Here is an 18,507-nt window from a genome sequence, read left to right on the forward strand (position 1 = left end):
GAGATTCATCAATAACGAGGTCAGTCTTTAAAGAAGGGGGCGGGCACCACAATCTTGTTCTCTTGGCTGATTAGATAACCTGCCTCACCGCTTTTCTTGAGATAGGCAGCCCACTCAGGGTCACTCTGCATGGCGGCGCGTCGCTGGCTACGGTCAGTGGCGTCCTTGAATACCCAGATGTGCACATATGAATTCACATTACCGGTTTCGACCGGTCCGTACAGCAGAGGCTCGCCAAGATGACGCTTTTGGATAGCCCAGCCATGCTCTTCATAAAGCGCCATCTGTTTTTTCAATGTGCCAGGCATGCAGGTATAAGTGCGGTGATCATAAAGCATGTTGGTACTCCTTGGTGATTGGACAGCCTCAGTGAAAGATGAAGGATTCAGCAAGGCTGTTGGGGAAGCATAACGGTTAACGAGCGCTGATTTAGGGCGGTAGGCGTGGCGGGTAGTGCTGGCTGGTACACTCGGTTACAGCCGCGGGAGATCCGCCCAAGGTGGCGCTATACAAGCCAAGAACTTTGTGTCATCGCGCCAGTATGAGGGGTACGTTAAGTCTCATTGTTTATCGATCCCTCCATAAATCACATGTTGTATTACATCATACAATGCTGCAACAAGAAATATGACTCAAGTCGCGCCATGAGCAAAGAATTGATTTTGGCTGAACAGTATGAAAAACAGTTTTGATGATTTGGTATTTATCAGGAGGCTACTGCAACTTTGGTTTAGATTTCGTTAGTTATGCTTGCTTTGCACTGTATGCAGACCTACCTTTCATGCTTGTATGATGTATTATGTTTGGTGCTGAGGAATATTTTTTATTACTCGTGATGGCATGAAACAGAAAAAAGGTTGTCTGGGGTCATTCAGAAGCCGTTTAGTGGCACTTCCAAGACCTAGGTTGTACGATATAATACAACTTGGATATTAATGAAGGATTGCTTCCATGGTCAAAACCAGCGCAGCGGCATCTACCCTAAAACCGCTTCAAATAAGTAAAGTGACACAGCAGGGAAGCTTGTCCGTGCATGTGGCCGACCAGTTGGAAGCGTTGATCACTCAGGGAAAAGTAGGAGTGGGAGAAAAGCTTCCCACTGAGAACAGTCTGTGTGACTCCTTCGGCGTTAGCCGCACTGTCATACGTGAGGCCATCACACACCTTAAATCACTGGGGCTTGTTGAGACCCGACGTGGTGTGGGCACCTCTGTGCTGCGCTCTTCTACGGTAGAGGCGCGGCCCGCCGAGCGTATCAACCCGACCACCGTGGAAGATATCTTGCACCTACTGGAACTGCGGCTAACCTTAGAGCCAGCGGCAGCCGAACTGGCGGCCCTACGCCATGACGATGAGGATCGCCAGCGGCTTGAGGCGCAGCATATAGCCTTTAGTAATGCATATACTGCCAAAACCCAAGCCCGTGAAGAAGATTACCTGTTCCATTTTGCGATTGCTACTGCGACTAAAAATCCTTTTTTCCAATCTTTTTACAAGCAGTGGAGTCAGAGCGTGATTCCCCGCGCGAAGCTGCTGAGCATTGATATTAATCCTATCTCCTCCGAGCGCTACTTAGAGCGAGTTCAGGAAGAGCACGCCTACATTCTCGAAGCTATTCTTTCTCGTGATGCTCAAGCAGCCCGCGAAACCATGTACCAGCACCTTAACCGGGCGCGCAACACGTACGCCCAGTATCGTGACCAGTGATATCGCTGACCCATATAAGGAGCAACATATGACGATTCGAGGCGAAATGCTGATCGGTCAACACGCAGTGACCGGCACCCAAGCCAATATTCAAGCGGTTAACCCCGCCACCGGCGAAAAACTAGAGCCTGTCTATATTGGCGGCAGTCGAGCCCATGTTGAGCAAGCCTGCGAGCTAGCTGAAACGGCCTATGCCATCTACCGCGAAACGTCTCTAGAAGAGCGCGCTACGTTTTTAGAAACCATTGCCAGTGAAATTGAAGCGATTGGTAGTGAGCTGATTGAGCGCGCCATGGCCGAAACGGGCCTGCCCCAGGCGCGCATTGAAGGCGAGCGGGGCCGAACCTGCGGGCAACTGCGGTTATTCGCTTCCGTTGTACGCGCCGGAGAGTGGTTAGATGTGCGTATTGATCCGGCGATGCCGGATCGTCAGCCGCTGCCGCGTGCTGACCTGCGTCAGCGCCATATCGCTCTGGGGCCTGTCGCTGTATTCGGCGCCAGCAATTTCCCGCTAGCATTTTCGGTTGCGGGGGGGGATACCGCTTCGGCCCTAGCGGCTGGTTGCCCTGTCGTGGTTAAAGGCCACTCAGCGCATCCAGGTACTTCTGAGCTGGTAGGGCAAGCGATTCAAAAAGCCGTGAAAGCTTGCAACTTGCCTGAAGGGGTTTTCTCACTGCTGTTTGGTGCCGGTAACGAAATAGGTCAGGCACTGGTAGATGATCCGCGCATTCAAGCCGTTGGTTTCACCGGCTCGCGCAGCGGTGGCACGGCGCTGATGAGAACCGCCCAAGCGCGGCCTCAGCCGATCCCGGTTTACGCTGAGATGAGCAGCATTAACCCCGTCTTCTTGCTACCGGCAGCCCTTAAAGCTCGTGGTAAAGCGCTGGGCGAAGCCTTTGTGGGTTCTCTCAATATGGGCGCTGGTCAGTTCTGTACCAATCCTGGCCTGGTCATTGCGGAAAAAGGCCCTGAGTTGGATGCCTTCATTGAAGCAGCGCGAGGCGCCGTGGAAGCGAGCGGCGCGCAGACAATGCTGACGCCGGGTATTCACCGCGCTTATCAAGACGGCGTAGCCAGCCTGAGCAGCGCCAGCAAGGTGCGTGAAATTGCCCGCGGCCAGACTGGCAGCGACTATCAGTGCCAGACTGGCTTGTTTGCCGCTTCAGCAAGCGATTTCCTCGCATCTGAAGCGCTGCAAGCGGAAGTATTCGGTGCCAGCTCGTTGATAGTTGAGTGCGAAGATGCGGCGGAAGTAAAACGTGTTGCTGAACAGCTTGAGGGTCAGCTCACCGCTACGTTGCATATGGACGACGCGGATATTGATGCCGCCAAAGCGTTACTGCCCACCTTAGAGCGTAAAGCTGGGCGTATCCTCGCCAACGGGTGGCCCACGGGTGTCGAGGTGTGCCATGCCATGGTGCACGGTGGGCCGTTCCCGGCCACATCCGATTCGCGCACGACCTCTGTGGGGTCGGCGGCCATTCACCGCTTCCTACGGCCGGTATGCTATCAGTCCCTGCCAGAAGGCTTGCTGCCCGATGCCCTTAAAGAGGGCAACCCGCTTAAAGTATCGCGGTTAGTGGACGGCAAACGCGAGCTGTAATTAACGGGTGGTTACTCTAAATAGTTGTATTTTTCTAGCGGCCTTCGGGCCGCTTTTTTATGCACTATGCTTGGGGGCTAATTCAAAAACTGTCTAGACTGATTGGCAGGGATCTAACCCTTAGGGAGCCAACTTAGCACGTCGGGTCAGGGCAAATACTCACGTGTAAACAAGAAACCAATTGGAGAGCATGCCCATGGAGACCCTTGAACTACTCATTGCCCCCCTTCGCGATGGTCTCTATGCCATCATGATGCCGGTCAGTAACTTTATCTGGAGCTATATTCTTGTCTATCTGCTGCTAGGCGCTGGCCTGCTGTTTACCATTATGACTCGGGGCATGCAGTTCCGTATGTTCAGGCATATGGCTTATGTGACGTTCACTGCCCGCGGTGCCGGGGATGGCATTAGCGGCTTTCAGGCATTTGCCACCTCCATGGCGGCACGGGTCGGCACCGGTAATCTAGCCGGTGTGGCGCTGGCGCTATGGATTGGCGGACCGGGGGCAATTTTCTGGATGTGGGTCACTGCGCTACTGGGTTTCGCCACGGCGTTTATCGAATCAACCCTGGCCCAGGTCTATAAGCATCGCAATGAAGATGGCGTATTTCGTGGCGGGCCAGCCTACTACATCGAACGCTGCCTGGGGTGGCGCTGGCTCGGTGCGCTGTTCGCGGTATTTCTGATCATTGCTTACGGCTTAGCGTTTAACGCCGCCCAGTCCAATACCATCGCTCAAGGTATGAACGGCGCCTTTGGCATACCCAATTGGATTACCGGCGTGGTGATTGCCATCCTGGCAGGCGCGGTTATTTATGGCGGCCTCAAATCGGTGGCGCGCACCGCCGAGAAGATCGTCCCGGCAATGGCGATTGCGTATCTGCTCGTTGCGCTATGGATCCTGTTGACCAATCTGCCAGCAGTGCCCGATATGCTCTCGCTGATAGTGATGAGCGCCTTTGGCCTTGGCCCTGCGGTGGGGGGCGCTGCGGGCTACGCGATTAAAGCGGCGATGGAAAATGGCGTCAAGCGCGGTCTGTTTTCCAATGAGGCGGGCATGGGGTCAACGCCTAATGCGGCGGCCCAAGCAACGGTCAAACACCCAGCAGCCCAGGGGCTGGTGCAATCCTTTGGGGTATTTGTCGATACCATCGTTATCTGTAGCTGCACGGCGGTGGTGATTCTGCTCTCCGGCGTTTACGAGCGACTAATGTCGGAGTCTCCTGGAGACAGCATCGAAGGTATTCAGCTTACTCAGGATGCCATGGTCGACCATCTAGGTGGCTTTGGGGAAATATTTATCGCCTTGGCGATTCTGTTTTTTGCGTTCACCTCCATTTTGGCCAACTTCTCGTTCTCATCGGTGAATATCGAATTTCTATTTCGTCGTCACGCCGCAAAGGCGGTAAGCGTATTCAAGGTGATTATTATCGCCATGGTGCTGCTGGGTTCCGTCGCTGAACTGAGCGTGGTATGGGACTTTGCTGACCTGGCCATGGGGCTAATGGCAACTACTAACCTTTTTGCCATTTTGATCATGGGGCCAATTGCCGTAGCCGTGCTGAAAGATTATGAGCGTCAGCGCCGCGACGGTATTAAAGAGCCGATATTTGATCCGGCCATTCTTAAACGCCCCGAGCTGGTAGATGCTGATGTGTGGCCAGTGAAAGAGGCAAAAGAAGGGTAGGGGATTAACTCGCTGCTTCAATAAACGCTTTCGCCCTTGGGTCTTGTATATAGGCGACGTTGAGCCGGAGCCAGGGCGTTGGCTGGTGATCGGCAAAAAACAGATGCCCCGGCGATAGCGTGATTTCCCACCGGTTAGCCAGTTCACTGAGGGTTTCAGGAGTAATGGCCACCGGTGGTTTCGCCCACACAAACATCCCGCCTGCTGGTTGGGTATACACCTCCCAACCGGCATTTTTCAGCATCGTTAGCGCTATTGCCATTTGATTGGCGAGCTTAATGCGCAGCCGTTCGGTAAGCTTTCGGTAGCTGCCGTTTTGCAGCAGGGTGGTGACGACCTGCTCAGCAAACCGCGAAGCTGAGATGCTGGTTAACATCTTGATGTCCACAAAGCGCTGTACCCAAGCCATGGGCGCGGCGACAAAGCCTACTCGCAGTGAAGAGGAGAGGCTCTTCGAAAAGCTACCCAGGTAGAATACCCGGCTCAATCCATCTAACGCTGCCAAGCGGGTGGTGGGAGTGTGCTGAAAATCCGCGTAGATATCGTCTTCAATAATCTGAAAATCGTGTTGCTCGGCGAGCTGTAACACTCGATGCGCTACTGCCGGGATGAGCGTGCTGCCCGTGGGGTTGTGAAAAACGCTGTTGATGTAGAACAGCTTTGGGCGGTGCTGGGCCAACAACACCTCCAAGCGCTCGATATCAGGCCCATCGGCTAATCGCGGCACGCCAATCACGCGTATTCGCTGTAAGTGCAGCAGGCCGAACAGATTGTAATAGCCCGGTGATTCCACGAAGACCACATCGCCAGGCTCTAGCAGCATCCGCACCAGCAGATCCAGCGAATGGCTGCCGCCTCCGGTCATCACGATCTGCTGGGCGTCCGCAGTAATCGCCAGTGGGCGCAGGCGTTCCTGGATTAAACCGCGTAAATCCTGCGGCCCTTGAGGTGTGCTGTACTCGAAAATCCCCGAACGGCTTTTACGCGCCACTTGGCGAATGGCGTGAGTGAGGTCATCGCCTTCTCGCCAGTCGCTGGGCAGCCAGCCGCAGCCCAGCTTGAGCGTGTGCTCATTGGCACTGAAAAGCCCCCATAGCCCGTTGGTGACCTCTTCCAATCCGCTCGTAGCTTCGGGTTGTGATACCAGTGCTGCTGCGTTATCCGCCACATAAAAACCCGAACCGGGTCGTGAGCGCACTAAGCCAGAAGCGACAAGCCGTTCGTAAGCTTCAATCACCGCATTACGGCTGATGTGGTGGGTGGCGGCTAAGCGACGAATAGAGGGTAAGCGACGGCCACCGCCTGCACCGTGCGCGGTAATCCAAGCGCGAATGCCTGCTTCGAGCTGCTGGGCGATGGGCGTCGTGGCGTGCCGATTAACCTCTAGTTTCATAACGTGGCCTATGGCTTTCAACTGTTCCCTAAAAAGGCGGAACAGTGTCTGGAAAGTGGAGGTTAAGTGTACCTTACCGCTGAGCGGTAAGCGTGCGAGCTTAGCGGTTCAATGACTTACTTATTTAGGACTTAGCTATGAGCCGCACTGCCAATCGCGCTATCAATAAAAGGAGCGCAGCCTGCCTGGCGTTTGCGCTATGTACGATTACCACGGCGGTTAATTTACAGGCCCCACTTTACGATGCGCTGGCGGCGCGGGATGGTTTAGGCGTTGGTGCCACTAGCATCGCTTTTGCCTGCTATGTGGTGGGCATTATACCGGTGCTGCTGGGGTTAAATGGCTTGGCCGATCGGGTAGGGCGCAAGCCATTAATTATGACTGCGCTGTTGTTATGTCTCTTGGCGACAGGGATTACCCTGATAGCGCCCGGTTTGCTGGCGCTGGGCATTGCTCGATTTCTGCTGGGTATCAGCACGGGGTTAACGTCTGCGGTAGCTCCCGCTTATATGCAGTTGCTGTTGGGTGGTGAGGATAACCGTGTGGCGACCAACTACGTAACGGCCAGTACCGCACTCGGGTTTGGGCTAGGGGCCGCGGTGACGAGCCTGTTTGTTTTCCACACCCCAAGCGTATCGCCACCCAGCCTGTGGATTTATCTCGCGATCGCTTCGCTGGCGCTGGTGGTGGTCACCACACTTAAGGATCGCACTCCGAATCCCACTAAAAGTCCTATGCTGCGTTTGCCCAGCTATCCTAAAGGGGCTCTCTCCTATGGGCTGGCGATTTTGTTGGCCTGGGCGATGGTGGGGCTAGTGATAGCCATCCTGCCTTCAGCATTAAGCCAACACGGTTTATCCGCCTGGAGTGGCTTCGCCACCTTCGGTATCTGCAGCTGCGGGGTGCTGTTTCAGCCCTGGGCGAGAAGACTTGCGCCGCGCAGCGCTACTCGACTGGGTCTGGTGATTTTGCCGATTGCCTACGGGTTGATCGCCTGGGGAGCGGTTCAAGGTTATCTTGCGGCGGTACTGCTGGGCACGGTAGCAGCCAGTAGCGCTTGCTATGGGTTTATCTACCTGGGGGGATTAAGCGGCGTGTTGGCGATTGCGGACGGCTCGGCTAGCCAACAAGCCACCCAAGCCAGCGCGGGCTATTTCCTGATGGCCTATCTGGGCTTCAGTATCCCGGTGATCACTACTGGGGTACTCATTGATGCTGTAGGGCATACCTTGGCGTTAATGCTATTTGGCCTTGCGCTACTGGTGGGCGTGATCGCCACGCTAGTTCTATTGCGCAAGGCTCGGTAACTTGGACAACTGATCTATGGTTGCTTCTCTACCAATAGACCACAGGAGGGCGCTGCCCAGCGGGTGTTGGCAGTAAACACCACGTCACACACCACGGGAGAGTAGTAGCGGCGCACCTCGTCATCGACGCGTGCCCTGAGTAAATCCTGGGTGGAGACCGAAACATCGGATGCGTCGGGTAGTACCACATGCACTATCACATATAGCAGGCGCCCAGGGCGAACCATGCGCACCCGCACCTCTTGGGTGTCGGTATCCGCCAGGGCACTCGCCACGGCTTGGCGAACGGGCACCGCGATAGCCTCTTCGGGCGTTTTGTTGAGCAGCTCCTTCAAAGCTTGGGAGGCCATCCTCACCGGCACGCCTAAACACAGCACCACCACCGCAATGACCAACACCGAATCCACGTAGGGCAGAACCGCCAGCCAGCCTAGGCGCTCAAACAGCATCACCAGGCAGAAGGCGGCTAATACGGCGGCAGAAATCACACTGTTGACTAACCAGTTAAGTTTATCTGCCGCTACCAATGGGCTGCTCACATGGCGCTGACTGCGGTGCATCACCCAGGCAGTCAATGAACAGGCACCGGTGGCAAACAGGGCATACAACACCGCCAGGCCCGCCACAATCTCACGGCCGCCGGTGAGTAGGGCAGCTATCGCATCGACCAAGGCAAAAATAGACACGCCTAAAATCAGCAGTCCTTTGCACAGGTTCACCAGCGACTCAAAGTAGCTATAGCCGAACGGATAGGACTCACTATCAGGGCGGCTGGCTAATTTGCTCACTTTGATAGTCACCAGCGCGACGCTGAAATAGATCAGATTAAACAGCCCATCCAGCAAGATCGCTTGGGAGTTGGAGGCGAGTGTGGCCACGATGCCTGCACAACCAATCAGCAGCGCCATAAAGGCTGAGAATGCCAAAGTGCTTGATTCTGTCTTCACAAAGGTTTCTTCCGGTATACATAGTCAAAATAGCCAATAAGCATAGCAACTTTGTTAGCGAATTATCGAATGCCGACGTATTACGCACTTTTGGAAAGCATCGTAAGTTCTACTAACCTAATGAGGCGTTTGTTTAATTCACGTTAAGCCAAACAGGAGGGTGAGACGATGCCAATGCTGAGCGTAGGAACGGAACAGGGCACGCCGGTTGAGCTTTATTACGAAGTGCGCGGGGCGGGCAAGCCCGTGGTGCTGATTCATGGCTGGCCGCTGAGTGGTCGCTCGTGGGAAAAGCAGGTGCCAGCGTTAGTCGAGGCGGGATATAAGGTGATTACCTATGACCGCCGGGGCTTTGGAGGGTCAACCCAGGCCGATGGCGGCTACGACTACGACACCCTAGCGTCAGACCTCAAGAAACTGATTGAGGCGCTGGATTTACACGATGCCACCCTGGTGGGCTTTTCCATGGGCGGCGGTGAAGTGGCCCGCTATCTTTCCAGCTATGGCACCAGTCGTGTTCACAAAGCCGTTTTTGCCGCAGCGGTGCCGCCTTACCTGTATAAAGCCGATGATAACCCTGAAGGTGGTCTTGATGATGCCACCATCAGTCAGTTCCTTGAGGGCGTAAAAGATGACCGCCTTGCCTTTCTGGAAGAGTTTACCAAGAGCTTCTTTACAGCGGGTGAACGCAGCGACTTAGTTAGCGAGCCGAACCGCCAGTATCATCGCGATATTGCGGCGTTTGCTTCACCCCAGGCAACCTACGAGTGTATCAAGGCGTTTAGCTATACCGATTTCCGCAAAGATCTACCCAGCATCGATATCCCCACGCTAGTCCTCCACGGTGATGCAGATGGTATCGTGCCCTTTGAAGTCAGCGGTAAGCGGGCTCAGGAGCTACTGCCCAATGCACAAATGCAAGTGATCAAGGGCGGGCCCCATGGCCTCAATGCTACCCATCCTGATGAGTTCAATCAGGCGCTGATTAGCTTTTTGAATGAATAACGTTTGAGAGTAACGGCTGCTAACAACAACGCCGCCCTAATGGCGGCGTTGTCGATTTTTCAAGGCTAATTAATGTGGTTACTCCTCAACCCACACCTCATCACCTTTAAATTCAACCTTCCAGGTACGTAACTTAACATCCTCATCCTCTAAACACTGGCCGTCTTCAAGGCGGAAGTGTTGCTTGTAGATAGGCGAGGCGACCACAGGGGCGCCTTTAAGGTCGCCGACGATGCCCCGGGCGATGACATTGGCGTTAGAGAAAGGGTCAAAGTGATCAAGGGCGAAAAGCTCACCGCTCACTCCTTGTCCAGGCAAGTAGAAAATAGCTACCTGAGCAGGGCCTTTTGCGGTTTCAAGCCAGGCGGCGACGCCGGAGAATTCGACCAGGTCAGCTTTGGTACACACTTTTTGCCATGCCATCGTGTTGTTAGCCCCTGTCGTATCCATCTCTTTTTTCAATGCAGTTGCGGTCATTGGAAACCTCTTTTATAGCTATTTTAAAGCGTCAGTGAGCAGTGGATTGGGCAGGCCGTGGCTGGCCGCGTTCGGAGGTCATAATGATTGACGGATCCGGGCGGTCGTCGTTGACGAAGGTGCGGAAGCGCTTGAGTTTCTCCGGGTCGCTGATCGCGTCTGCCCATTCGCACTGGTAGGTATCCACCACGGTTTGCATTTGGCGCTCCAGCTCGTCGTTGATGCCTAAGCTGTCTTCCAGAATCACCTCTTTGAGGTACTCCAGGCCGCCGTCGAGGTTTTCGCGCCATACCGAGGTGCGCTGCAAGCGGTCGGCGGTGCGCACGTAGAACATTAAGAAGCGGTCAATGGTGCGGTAGAGCTGCTCGTCGTCCAGGTCAGTGGCGAACAGTTCGGCGTGGCGGGGGCGCATGCCGCCGTTACCGCACACGTAGAGGTTCCAGCCGTTTTCGGTAGCGATAATGCCGATGTCTTTGCTCTGCGCTTCGGCGCACTCGCGGGTGCAGCCGGAAACGCCAAACTTGATCTTGTGGGGTGAGCGCAGGCCCTTGTAGCGGTTCTCTAACTGAATCGCCATGCCGACGCTGTCCTGCACGCCGTAGCGGCACCAGGTGCTGCCTACGCAGGATTTTACCGTGCGCAGCGATTTACCGTAGGCGTGGCCGGTCTCGAAACCTGCAGCAATTAGCTCACTCCAGATATCCGGCAGGTCTTCCAGGCGGGCGCCGAACAGGTCGATACGCTGGCCGCCGGTGACCTTGGAGTAGAGGCTGTATTTTTTGGCCACTTCACCCAGCACGATGAGTTTGTCCGGCGTAATCTCGCCACCGGCCACACGCGGCACTACCGAGTAGGTGCCGTTTTTCTGCATGTTGGCCATAAAGGTGTCGTTGGTGTCCTGCAAGGGGATATGCGCCGCGTCGGTGATCGGCTCATTGAAGCAGGAGGCCAGAATGGACGCGACGGCGGGTTTGCAGATGTCGCAACCCAGGCGATGGGTGTCGGCGTTGCCGTGTTTTTCGATCAAGTCAGTGAAGGTTTTGATGCCTTCAACGCGCACAATATCGTAAAGCTCTTGGCGGGTATGGGCGAAGTGCTCGCAAATCGATTTATCGACTTCAACGCCGCGGGCTTCCAGTTCATGGTCAACCACGCTTTTGAGCAGCGCCGTGCAGCCGCCGCAGCCGGTGCTGGCTTTGGTGGCCGCTTTGACACCGCCTAGATCCACCGCGCCAGCGTCAATAGTGGCGCAAATATCGCCCTTGGTGACGTTGTGACAAGAGCAGATGGAGGCGGTTTCCGGTAGCGCACCGGGGCCGAGGGTGGGCGCGGCGCCGTTGCTTTGGGGCAGGATCAGCGAAGCGGGTTCATCGGGGAGCTCAATACGGTTTGAGTAGTACTGTAGCAGCGTGTCATAAACGCCGTTGTCGCCCACCAGCATCGCGCCGAGCAGCTTTTTACCATCGCTGGAAACCACCAGCTTGCGATACTCCTGCTTGATGGGATCCAGGTAGCGGAACATCCGCGCGCCGGGGTTCTGATTACCATGGGCATCACCAATTGAGCCTACGTCGACACCCATTAGCTTAAGCTTGGTGCTCATGTCGGCGCCGCCAAACTGGGTGTCACCGCCGGTCAACGTCGAGTACGCCGCTTTGGCCATTTGGTAACCAGGGGCCACCAAGCCAAAAATACTCTGATTCCACAATGCCACTTCGCCAATCGCTAAAATAGCCGGGTCGCTGGTCAGGCACTGGTTATCCACTACCACGCCGCCGCGTTCACCAATCTCCAGGCCGCAGTCCCGGGCCAACTGGTCGCGGGGGCGGATGCCAGCGGAGAACACGATTAGGTCGGTTTCCAACACTTTGTCATCTTGGAAGACCATGCGATGGCGGCTCGCCTCGCCATCTTCAATGCGCTGGGTGGCGCGCTCGGTGAGTACCTGTACCCCAAGAGCTTCAATTTTTTCCCGCAGCAACTCGCCGCCCTCGGTATCCACCTGCATCGGCATCAGGCGTGCAGCGAACTCTACAACGGCAGTATCCAGGTTCAGGCCGCGCAGGGCGTTAGCGGCCTCTAAGCCCAGCAAACCACCGCCGACGACCACGCCGGTGGTGGCGTTTTCGGCGGCAGCGCGGATATCGTCTAAATCGTCCAGGGTGCGATAGACCAAACACCCTTCCCGGTCGTTGCCGGGAATCGGCGGTACAAAGGGGAAGGAGCCGGTGGCCAGCACCAGGCGGTCGTAGGGGTATCGCCCTTGATCGGTGATTACTTCTTGCTGGTCGCGGTCGATCTCAATCACGGCTTCGCTTGTGCGCAGTTCCACACCGCTAACGGCGTAGTAATCTGCTTCGCAAAGGGCTAGCGAATCGGCGTCGCGACCGCTGAAGTATTCAGATAGGTGTACCCGGTCGTAGGCGCGGTGGCGCTCTTCGCCAAACACGGTGACCTGATAGCGCTCGAGGGCGCCGTTATCGACGAGCTGCTCGACCAGGTGGTGGCCGACCATGCCATTACCAATAATAATAAGCTGCTGTTGGGTAGACATTTAAGCCGCCTCCGACGTTGTATGAGAAGAGTGTTTTGAAGAAGATTGTTTTGAAGAGAGTTCAGAAGAATCAGGGCTGTGTAGAGATGCCGCTTCGCGTAGAACCTCGACATCAGCACCACCAAACAACAAGGCTTGGCGGTAAGCGTTGAGATCAGTGCCCGCGAGCGCCTGCTCGAAGTACCAGGGCCCTTGGCTGGTGTCGCCGTAAAGCACCGCGCCTTCAATCTGGCCGTCGCGAAGCAGCAGGCGGCGGTAGTCGCCGCGTTCAAGGTCGTGGTAATTCAGCACTTCATGCTCCGCGCTGGCCTCGGTGGGGCCAAAAGCGTAGAGCGCTACACCACTGATTTTGAGTTTGGTGGCGCTGGGGGTATCCGCGTAGCCTTGGGTATGCGTGCCGCACAGCGTCGCGGCGAGCACCTCTACCTGTCGCCAGATTGGTTCCACCAGGCCGTAGGTGGTGCCCTCGAACTGGCAGCACTCGCCCAGCGCTGAGACCGCCGGGTCGCTGGTGGTGAGCCATTCGTCCACCACAATAGCTCGATCCGTGCGCAGACCTGCTTGGCGGCCAAGTTCCGCATTAGGGGTAATGCCCGCGGCAACGATCACGCTGGAGGCGTTCAACTGGAGGCCATCGGCAAGATGCACCTTGGCGACCCGACCCCGGGCGTCACTTTCTAGCCGTTCTAGCTGGGCACCGGTGATGATGTTCAAGCCGCGTTGCGTCAGGGTGTCTTTGAGCAGGTGTGCTGCGGTCGTATCTAACTGGCGGTTCATCAACCGCTCGCTGCGCTGGAGCACGCTAACGTTGATACCGTTGCCACGCTTACGCAGCCCTTCAGCCGCTTCAAGACCGAGTAGGCCGCCACCAATCACGACAGCATCACCGCCGCGCTGAGCAATGGCCTCAAGTGCTTCGGCATCTTGCAGGTCGCGAAAGCCGTGTACGCCCTCAAGTTCAATCCCGGGAACATCGGGCAGCGCTGGGCGTGATCCGGTGGCGATGACCAAATGATCGTAATCAAGCGATCGCCCGCTATTGGTGGTCAACGTTTGGCTTGCGCGATCAAGCGTCTCGACCTTTTCACCGAGTATCAGGTTGACGCCCTGTTCGGCGTACCACGCGGTGTCGCGCAGCGTAAGTGCATCCTGCTGCATTTCACCGGCCAGCAGTGGCGAAAGCAGAATACGGTTATAGGCAGGGGTTGGCTCTGCACCTATCACCGTGATGCGCTGGGGGCGTGTGGGCTGTTTTACTAGCCCCTCGATTAGGCGGTGGCTTGCCATACCATTGCCAATGATCACCAGATGGTCGTTTTGATGGTCGTTGGGCGAGCACCGGGAAGTGGTTTCCATGGGTGGCTCCTCTGTGTCTTTGCGGCTGCTTGAGCACCAAACAAAAAACGCCCCTGTCTCGCACCTCTTTGCAAAGAATCGCAAAAGCGTGCGTAACAGGGGCGTCGTTGCCCGATAGCGTCTTTTTAAACGCGCGACAACCTCCATTGGCTGTCAGCTGATTAAAAACCTTACTCGGTAACAAGCAAGGAGCTAGCCAACTGGCCGTCTGAAATATTTTTTTAAATAACTTCAGTTGCTTATGTTTAGGTGGTGGGTAAGCGGTGGCCAGGCTCTTCGGATAGACTGCACGGTGATGGTGCGAAAAGAGAGGTGGCCTGCACTCTCAAGCACCATTCAGCGTGTGCACAGTGCGTAAAAGAGCGTTGTGTGATGATTTTTAATTTTTTAACTATCTGTTTTTAAATAACTAAATTTCATATAGCCGGTTGTCGGCTTGGCTCTTGCAGTTCCCTAGGCAATAAGTAAGTTAACAAGGGATAAGCGCTCATTGTTTGGCGATGGCAGCGAACAATTCCAAAGCCGTTAGAAAAATAAGTAGCCGTTAGAAAATGTGTAGCTGTTAGTAAATCTTCATTTGTTTGAAGAGACTACTGTAAAGAGTAATGCACCGATGAAGGTGCGCTGTGGCAACGACGTCCAGCCCTCTTCTTTCAATGCGTTTATATAGCGCATTAGAGAAAGGGACTGGGCGTTTTTTTATGCCTGGCATTTATATACGTATATACGGCGTTCAGGTAAGACCCGAGGAGTAGTTATGCGAGGGGCAAAAGCAGAGCAGCAGACCAAAACGACGCAGCAAGCCAAAACCACATGCCCATACTGTGGCGTTGGCTGTGGCGTGACGGCAACCGTTGAGGCGGGCACGCTGAGCGCTGTCGAGGGCGACCGCGAGCATCCGGCGAACTTCGGGCGGCTGTGTGTCAAAGGTTCTGCGCTACACGAAACCTTGGGGAGTCAAGGACGGCTGACTCACCCTCGCGTTGATGGTGTTGAGGTCTCCTGGGCCACCGCCTTAAGCACTACTGCCGAACGCTTAAACACCCTGCGGGCCGAGCATGGCAATCACAGCGTGGCCGCGTATCTCTCCGGCCAACTGCTTACCGAAGATTACTATGTGGCCAATAAGCTGTTTAAAGGCTTTTTAGGTACGCCTCATTTAGATACTAACTCGAGGCTGTGCATGGCCTCAGCGGTGGTTGGCTACAAGCGCGCCTTCGGTGCCGATGCGGTGCCGTGTAATTACGAGGATTTGGAAGAGGCGGAATTGATCGTGTTGGTGGGTTCCAACCTGGCCTGGAATCACCCGGTGCTCTATCAGCGTATTAAAGTCGCTAAAGAGCGCAATCCATTGATGCGTTTGGTGGTGATCGACCCGCGCGTCACCGACAGCTGCGAAATCGCCGACCTCTACCTAGGGATTAAACCAGGCAGCGATGCTTACCTGTTTAACGGTCTGCTGGCGTGGATGGCGCAGCGCCGCAGGCTCGATACCCTCTACCTTGAGCGCCACACCGAAGGGTTTGACGATGCCCTGGCGGCGGCCCAGCAAACCGCGGGCTCGGTGGCGGAGGTAGCGGCGGCTTGCGATGTCGACCCCGAGCGCCTGGAAACCTTCTATTACTGGTTCGCCAGTCAGCTACATGTGGTCACGCTCTATTCCCAGGGCGTTAATCAATCCGCCAGCGGTACCGATAAGTGTAACGCGATTATTAACTGCCACTTGGCGGGCGGCAAAATCGGCTTGCCGGGGGCGGGGCCGTTCTCGATTACCGGCCAGCCCAACGCCATGGGGGGGCGCGAAGTAGGCGGGCTGGCCAACCAGCTAGCCGCGCATATGGATTACCACACCCCAGGCGCCCTGGATCTGGTCAGCCGCTTCTGGGCCACCGACAGCTTGACGCCTATCCTGCCGGAAGGGCCAGGTTATAAAGCAGTGGAGCTGTTTGAGGCCATTGAACGTGGCGAGATAAAAGCGCTGTGGGTGATGGCTACCAATCCCGCGATTAGCCTGCCTGATGCTGCGCGGGTGCGTGTTGCGCTGGAAAAGTGCCCACTGGTGATTGTTTCCGAGTGCGCTGCCCATACCGATCTGTTGCCTTATGCCGACATTGTGCTGCCTGCCTCGGGCTGGTCGGAAAAAGATGGCACCGTGACTAACTCCGAGCGGCGTATTTCTCGCCAGCGGGGCATGCTGCCGCCCCCAGGTGAGGCCCGCCACGACTGGTGGATAATGTGTGAGGTGGCGAAACGGTTGGGGTTTGCCGAGGCGTTTAACTACGCGCACCCTTGGGAGATTTTCGACGAGCACGCTCGTCTCTCTGGGTTTGAAAACGGACTTGAAAACGGGGTTGATAACAGCACGGTGCCTGGCAGCCCGCAGCGGTTGTTTGATATATCGGGTTTGGTGGGCCTGGGCCGGGATGGCTACGACGCCTTAGCTCCCATCCAATGGCCGGTCACAAAGGCCGCACCCCATGGCACTGCTCGGTTGTTTGAGGATGGCGAGTTTGCCACCGCGAATGGTCGCGCCAAGCTGCTGGCGATCAAGCCCCAAGGGCCTGAACAGGCGCTGAGTGCCGCCTACCCGCTGCGTTTGAACACCGGCCGGATTCGTGATCAATGGCACACCATGACCCGCACTGCGCGCTCACTGCGGTTAATGAATCACCGCGCCGAACCCTTTATGGATGTGCATCCGGAGGACGCCCACGCCGCCGGTGTTATGGATCAAGGGCTGGCAGTGTTAACCGCCGCGAAAGGCGAATTTCGCGCCCGGGTGCGCGTGTCCAACGCCCAACGCCGCGGAGAGATCTTCGTACCCATCCACTGGACTGACTGCTTTACCCAGCAGGCCAGAAGCAGCGCGCTAATTGACAGCATTACTGATCCGCTCTCTGGGCAGCCTGAATCGAAGCACGGCGCCGTGGCGCTGGCGCCGCTTGCTACCGATTGGCAGGCCACCCTATTGGTCGCCGATGGGGCAACGGAATTAACGCCTTGGTGCACCAGTGCCTACTGGACACGTATTCCCATGCGCGGCTGCCAGCGCTGGCAGCTTGCCAATACGCAGTCGGTTAATGATTGGTTGGCGCAGTTGAAAACGTGGCTGCCCGGCGACGTATCGGTTGTCAGCCAGGATCCGACTAACGGACGTCTGCGTGCCGCCTGCGTAGAAAACGGTCAGTTGCGCTGGTGGCTGATGGTCGGCCCGCCCAAAGAGTTGCCAGGGCTAGCGTGGCTGGAAGCGCGTTTTAACGAGACGGCACTGAGCGATACCCACCGCCGTCGACTATTGGCAGGCTGCGACGACGGCGCGGCGGATACCGGCCCGGTGGTATGCAGTTGCCACCAAGTGGGCCAAACCACCATCGTCAACGCTATCCGCGAGGGCGACACCAGCGTAGAAGCGTTGGGCGCCAGACTCGCTTGCGGCACCCAGTGCGGTAGCTGTATTCCCGAATTGAAATCACTTATTGAAGAGGAGCGGCCCAATGCCCGCACTAAGCAACCCCTTGCTACAGAAGTGGTTTAACGCCTTTATGCGGTTATCGCACCGCGCGCTAACGCCGTTAGTTCAGCAGGCTGCAGACATACGTTTGCCACTGCGTGGCGAGTGCCGCGCCGGGCAGGTTTACTTGGTCGGCGCAGGCAGCGGCGATGCAGAGCTGTTAACCCTCAAGGCTGCACGCTTACTTATGCAGGCGGACGCCGTGGTGTATGACCGCTTGGTAGGTGATGACGTGCTGTCGCTGATTCCTAGCGGCAGCGAGCGCTACTACGTGGGCAAAGCCCGCGGTCATCACAGCGTACCCCAAGCTGAGATCGGTGAGCTGATGGTAAAACTCGCCCGGGAAGGTAAATCGGTGGTGCGCTTGAAAGGCGGCGACCCGGCGGTGTTTGCGCGGATGGGCGAAGAGCTGGATGCCCTGGCCGCTGCCGAGATCCCCGCTGCCATTGTGCCAGGGATTACCGCGGCCTCTGCCGCCGCTGCCTGCATGGGTATTCCGCTCACCGACCGTGGTCATGCCCAGCAACTACGCTTTGTGACTGCCCAGCTCTGCCGCGAAGACGGCACGCCGGATTGGGCATCGCTGGCGCGCAAGGATGAAACCCTGGTGTTTTATATGGGGCTTTCAAAAGTGAGCGCAATTTGTCATGGCCTGCGCCAGGCAGGCCTGCCGGATGAGTGGCCGATCATGCTAGTGGCTAACGCCAGCCAGCGTGAGCAGCAGTCGCTGGTGGGCTCGCTGGCGGATATGCCCGAAAAACTCGCCGCCACACCCTTACCGTCACCCTGTTTGATTGTGGTGGGCAGCGTCGTGCAAAGAGTCGCCACGACGCCCGCTGCCCTAGCCTCCAATTTCTGCTCTGCACCGCAAACCGTGCCTTAGCGGCAGGGTTTGCGGTGCGCGTTTTATGTTTCTGACCCTTCTATTCCTTAAAACCCACAACAACGGAAACGCTCTCT

13 protein-coding genes are annotated in these 18,507 nt (G+C 56.4%); 7 read left to right on the forward strand and 6 right to left on the reverse strand.

What is annotated here, in order from left to right:
• Positions 1 to 20: 20 nt before the first annotated feature.
• On the reverse strand, positions 21 to 338 hold the full coding sequence (locus SR894_RS04320) for an NIPSNAP family protein (protein WP_133731352.1): 318 nt from the start codon (positions 336 to 338) through the stop codon (positions 21 to 23).
• 613 nt (positions 339 to 951) lie between these two features.
• Here SR894_RS04320 and SR894_RS04325 point away from each other — a divergent pair.
• From SR894_RS04325 to SR894_RS04335, 3 genes are all read left to right on the forward strand, one after another.
• The gene (locus SR894_RS04325; RefSeq protein ID WP_166650360.1) at positions 952 to 1,707 is read left to right on the forward strand and encodes a FadR/GntR family transcriptional regulator; all 756 of its coding nucleotides are present in this window, start codon (positions 952 to 954) and stop codon (positions 1,705 to 1,707) included.
• 28 nt (positions 1,708 to 1,735) lie between these two features.
• Positions 1,736 to 3,310, forward strand: coding sequence for an aldehyde dehydrogenase (NADP(+)) (locus SR894_RS04330; RefSeq protein WP_133731351.1), 1,575 nt, complete (start codon positions 1,736 to 1,738; stop codon positions 3,308 to 3,310).
• 196 nt (positions 3,311 to 3,506) lie between these two features.
• Complete coding sequence (locus tag SR894_RS04335; protein WP_133731350.1) at positions 3,507 to 4,997, forward strand: alanine/glycine:cation symporter family protein; 1,491 nt, start codon at positions 3,507 to 3,509, stop codon at positions 4,995 to 4,997.
• 4 nt (positions 4,998 to 5,001) lie between these two features.
• Here the strand turns inward: SR894_RS04335 and SR894_RS04340 are convergent, their stop codons facing one another.
• On the reverse strand, positions 5,002 to 6,390 hold the full coding sequence (locus tag SR894_RS04340; RefSeq protein ID WP_133731349.1) for an aminotransferase-like domain-containing protein: 1,389 nt from the start codon (positions 6,388 to 6,390) through the stop codon (positions 5,002 to 5,004).
• 137 nt (positions 6,391 to 6,527) lie between these two features.
• Between SR894_RS04340 and SR894_RS04345 the strand changes: the two genes are divergently transcribed.
• Positions 6,528 to 7,697: an MFS transporter gene (locus tag SR894_RS04345; RefSeq protein WP_133731348.1), complete on the forward strand. Its 1,170-nt coding sequence runs from the start codon at positions 6,528 to 6,530 to the stop codon at positions 7,695 to 7,697.
• A gap of 14 nt (positions 7,698 to 7,711) precedes the next feature.
• On the opposite strand, the gene SR894_RS04350 is transcribed toward SR894_RS04345, so the two are convergent.
• Positions 7,712 to 8,644: a cation diffusion facilitator family transporter gene (locus SR894_RS04350; protein WP_133731347.1), complete on the reverse strand. Its 933-nt coding sequence runs from the start codon at positions 8,642 to 8,644 to the stop codon at positions 7,712 to 7,714.
• Positions 8,645 to 8,812: 168 nt separating this feature from the next.
• Here SR894_RS04350 and SR894_RS04355 point away from each other — a divergent pair, with 168 nt between their 5' ends.
• Complete coding sequence (locus tag SR894_RS04355) at positions 8,813 to 9,649, forward strand: alpha/beta fold hydrolase (RefSeq protein ID WP_133731346.1); 837 nt, start codon at positions 8,813 to 8,815, stop codon at positions 9,647 to 9,649.
• 78 nt (positions 9,650 to 9,727) lie between these two features.
• Here SR894_RS04355 and nirD read toward each other — a convergent pair whose 3' ends face one another.
• The 3 genes from nirD to SR894_RS04370 are packed head-to-tail and all read right to left on the reverse strand — an operon-like array spanning position 9,728 to position 14,036.
• The gene (gene nirD / locus SR894_RS04360; protein WP_133731345.1) at positions 9,728 to 10,126 is read right to left on the reverse strand and encodes a nitrite reductase small subunit NirD; all 399 of its coding nucleotides are present in this window, start codon (positions 10,124 to 10,126) and stop codon (positions 9,728 to 9,730) included.
• Positions 10,127 to 10,157: 31 nt separating this feature from the next.
• A complete protein-coding gene (gene nirB, locus SR894_RS04365) occupies positions 10,158 to 12,680 on the reverse strand; it encodes a nitrite reductase large subunit NirB (RefSeq protein WP_223287851.1) in 2,523 nt (840 codons plus the stop codon).
• On the reverse strand, positions 12,681 to 14,036 hold the full coding sequence (locus SR894_RS04370) for an NAD(P)/FAD-dependent oxidoreductase (protein WP_133731343.1): 1,356 nt from the start codon (positions 14,034 to 14,036) through the stop codon (positions 12,681 to 12,683).
• A gap of 757 nt (positions 14,037 to 14,793) precedes the next feature.
• Here SR894_RS04370 and SR894_RS04375 point away from each other — a divergent pair.
• A complete protein-coding gene (locus SR894_RS04375) occupies positions 14,794 to 17,571 on the forward strand; it encodes a nitrate reductase (protein WP_223287850.1) in 2,778 nt (925 codons plus the stop codon).
• Positions 17,531 to 18,430: a uroporphyrinogen-III C-methyltransferase gene (gene cobA, locus SR894_RS04380; RefSeq protein WP_133731341.1), complete on the forward strand. Its 900-nt coding sequence runs from the start codon at positions 17,531 to 17,533 to the stop codon at positions 18,428 to 18,430. The genes SR894_RS04375 and cobA overlap by 41 nt, the downstream gene beginning before the upstream one ends.
• The last annotated feature ends 77 nt before the right edge of the window (positions 18,431 to 18,507 follow it).

This window comes from Vreelandella neptunia, assembly GCF_034479615.1.
Lineage (GTDB): Bacteria > Pseudomonadota > Gammaproteobacteria > Pseudomonadales > Halomonadaceae > Vreelandella > Vreelandella neptunia.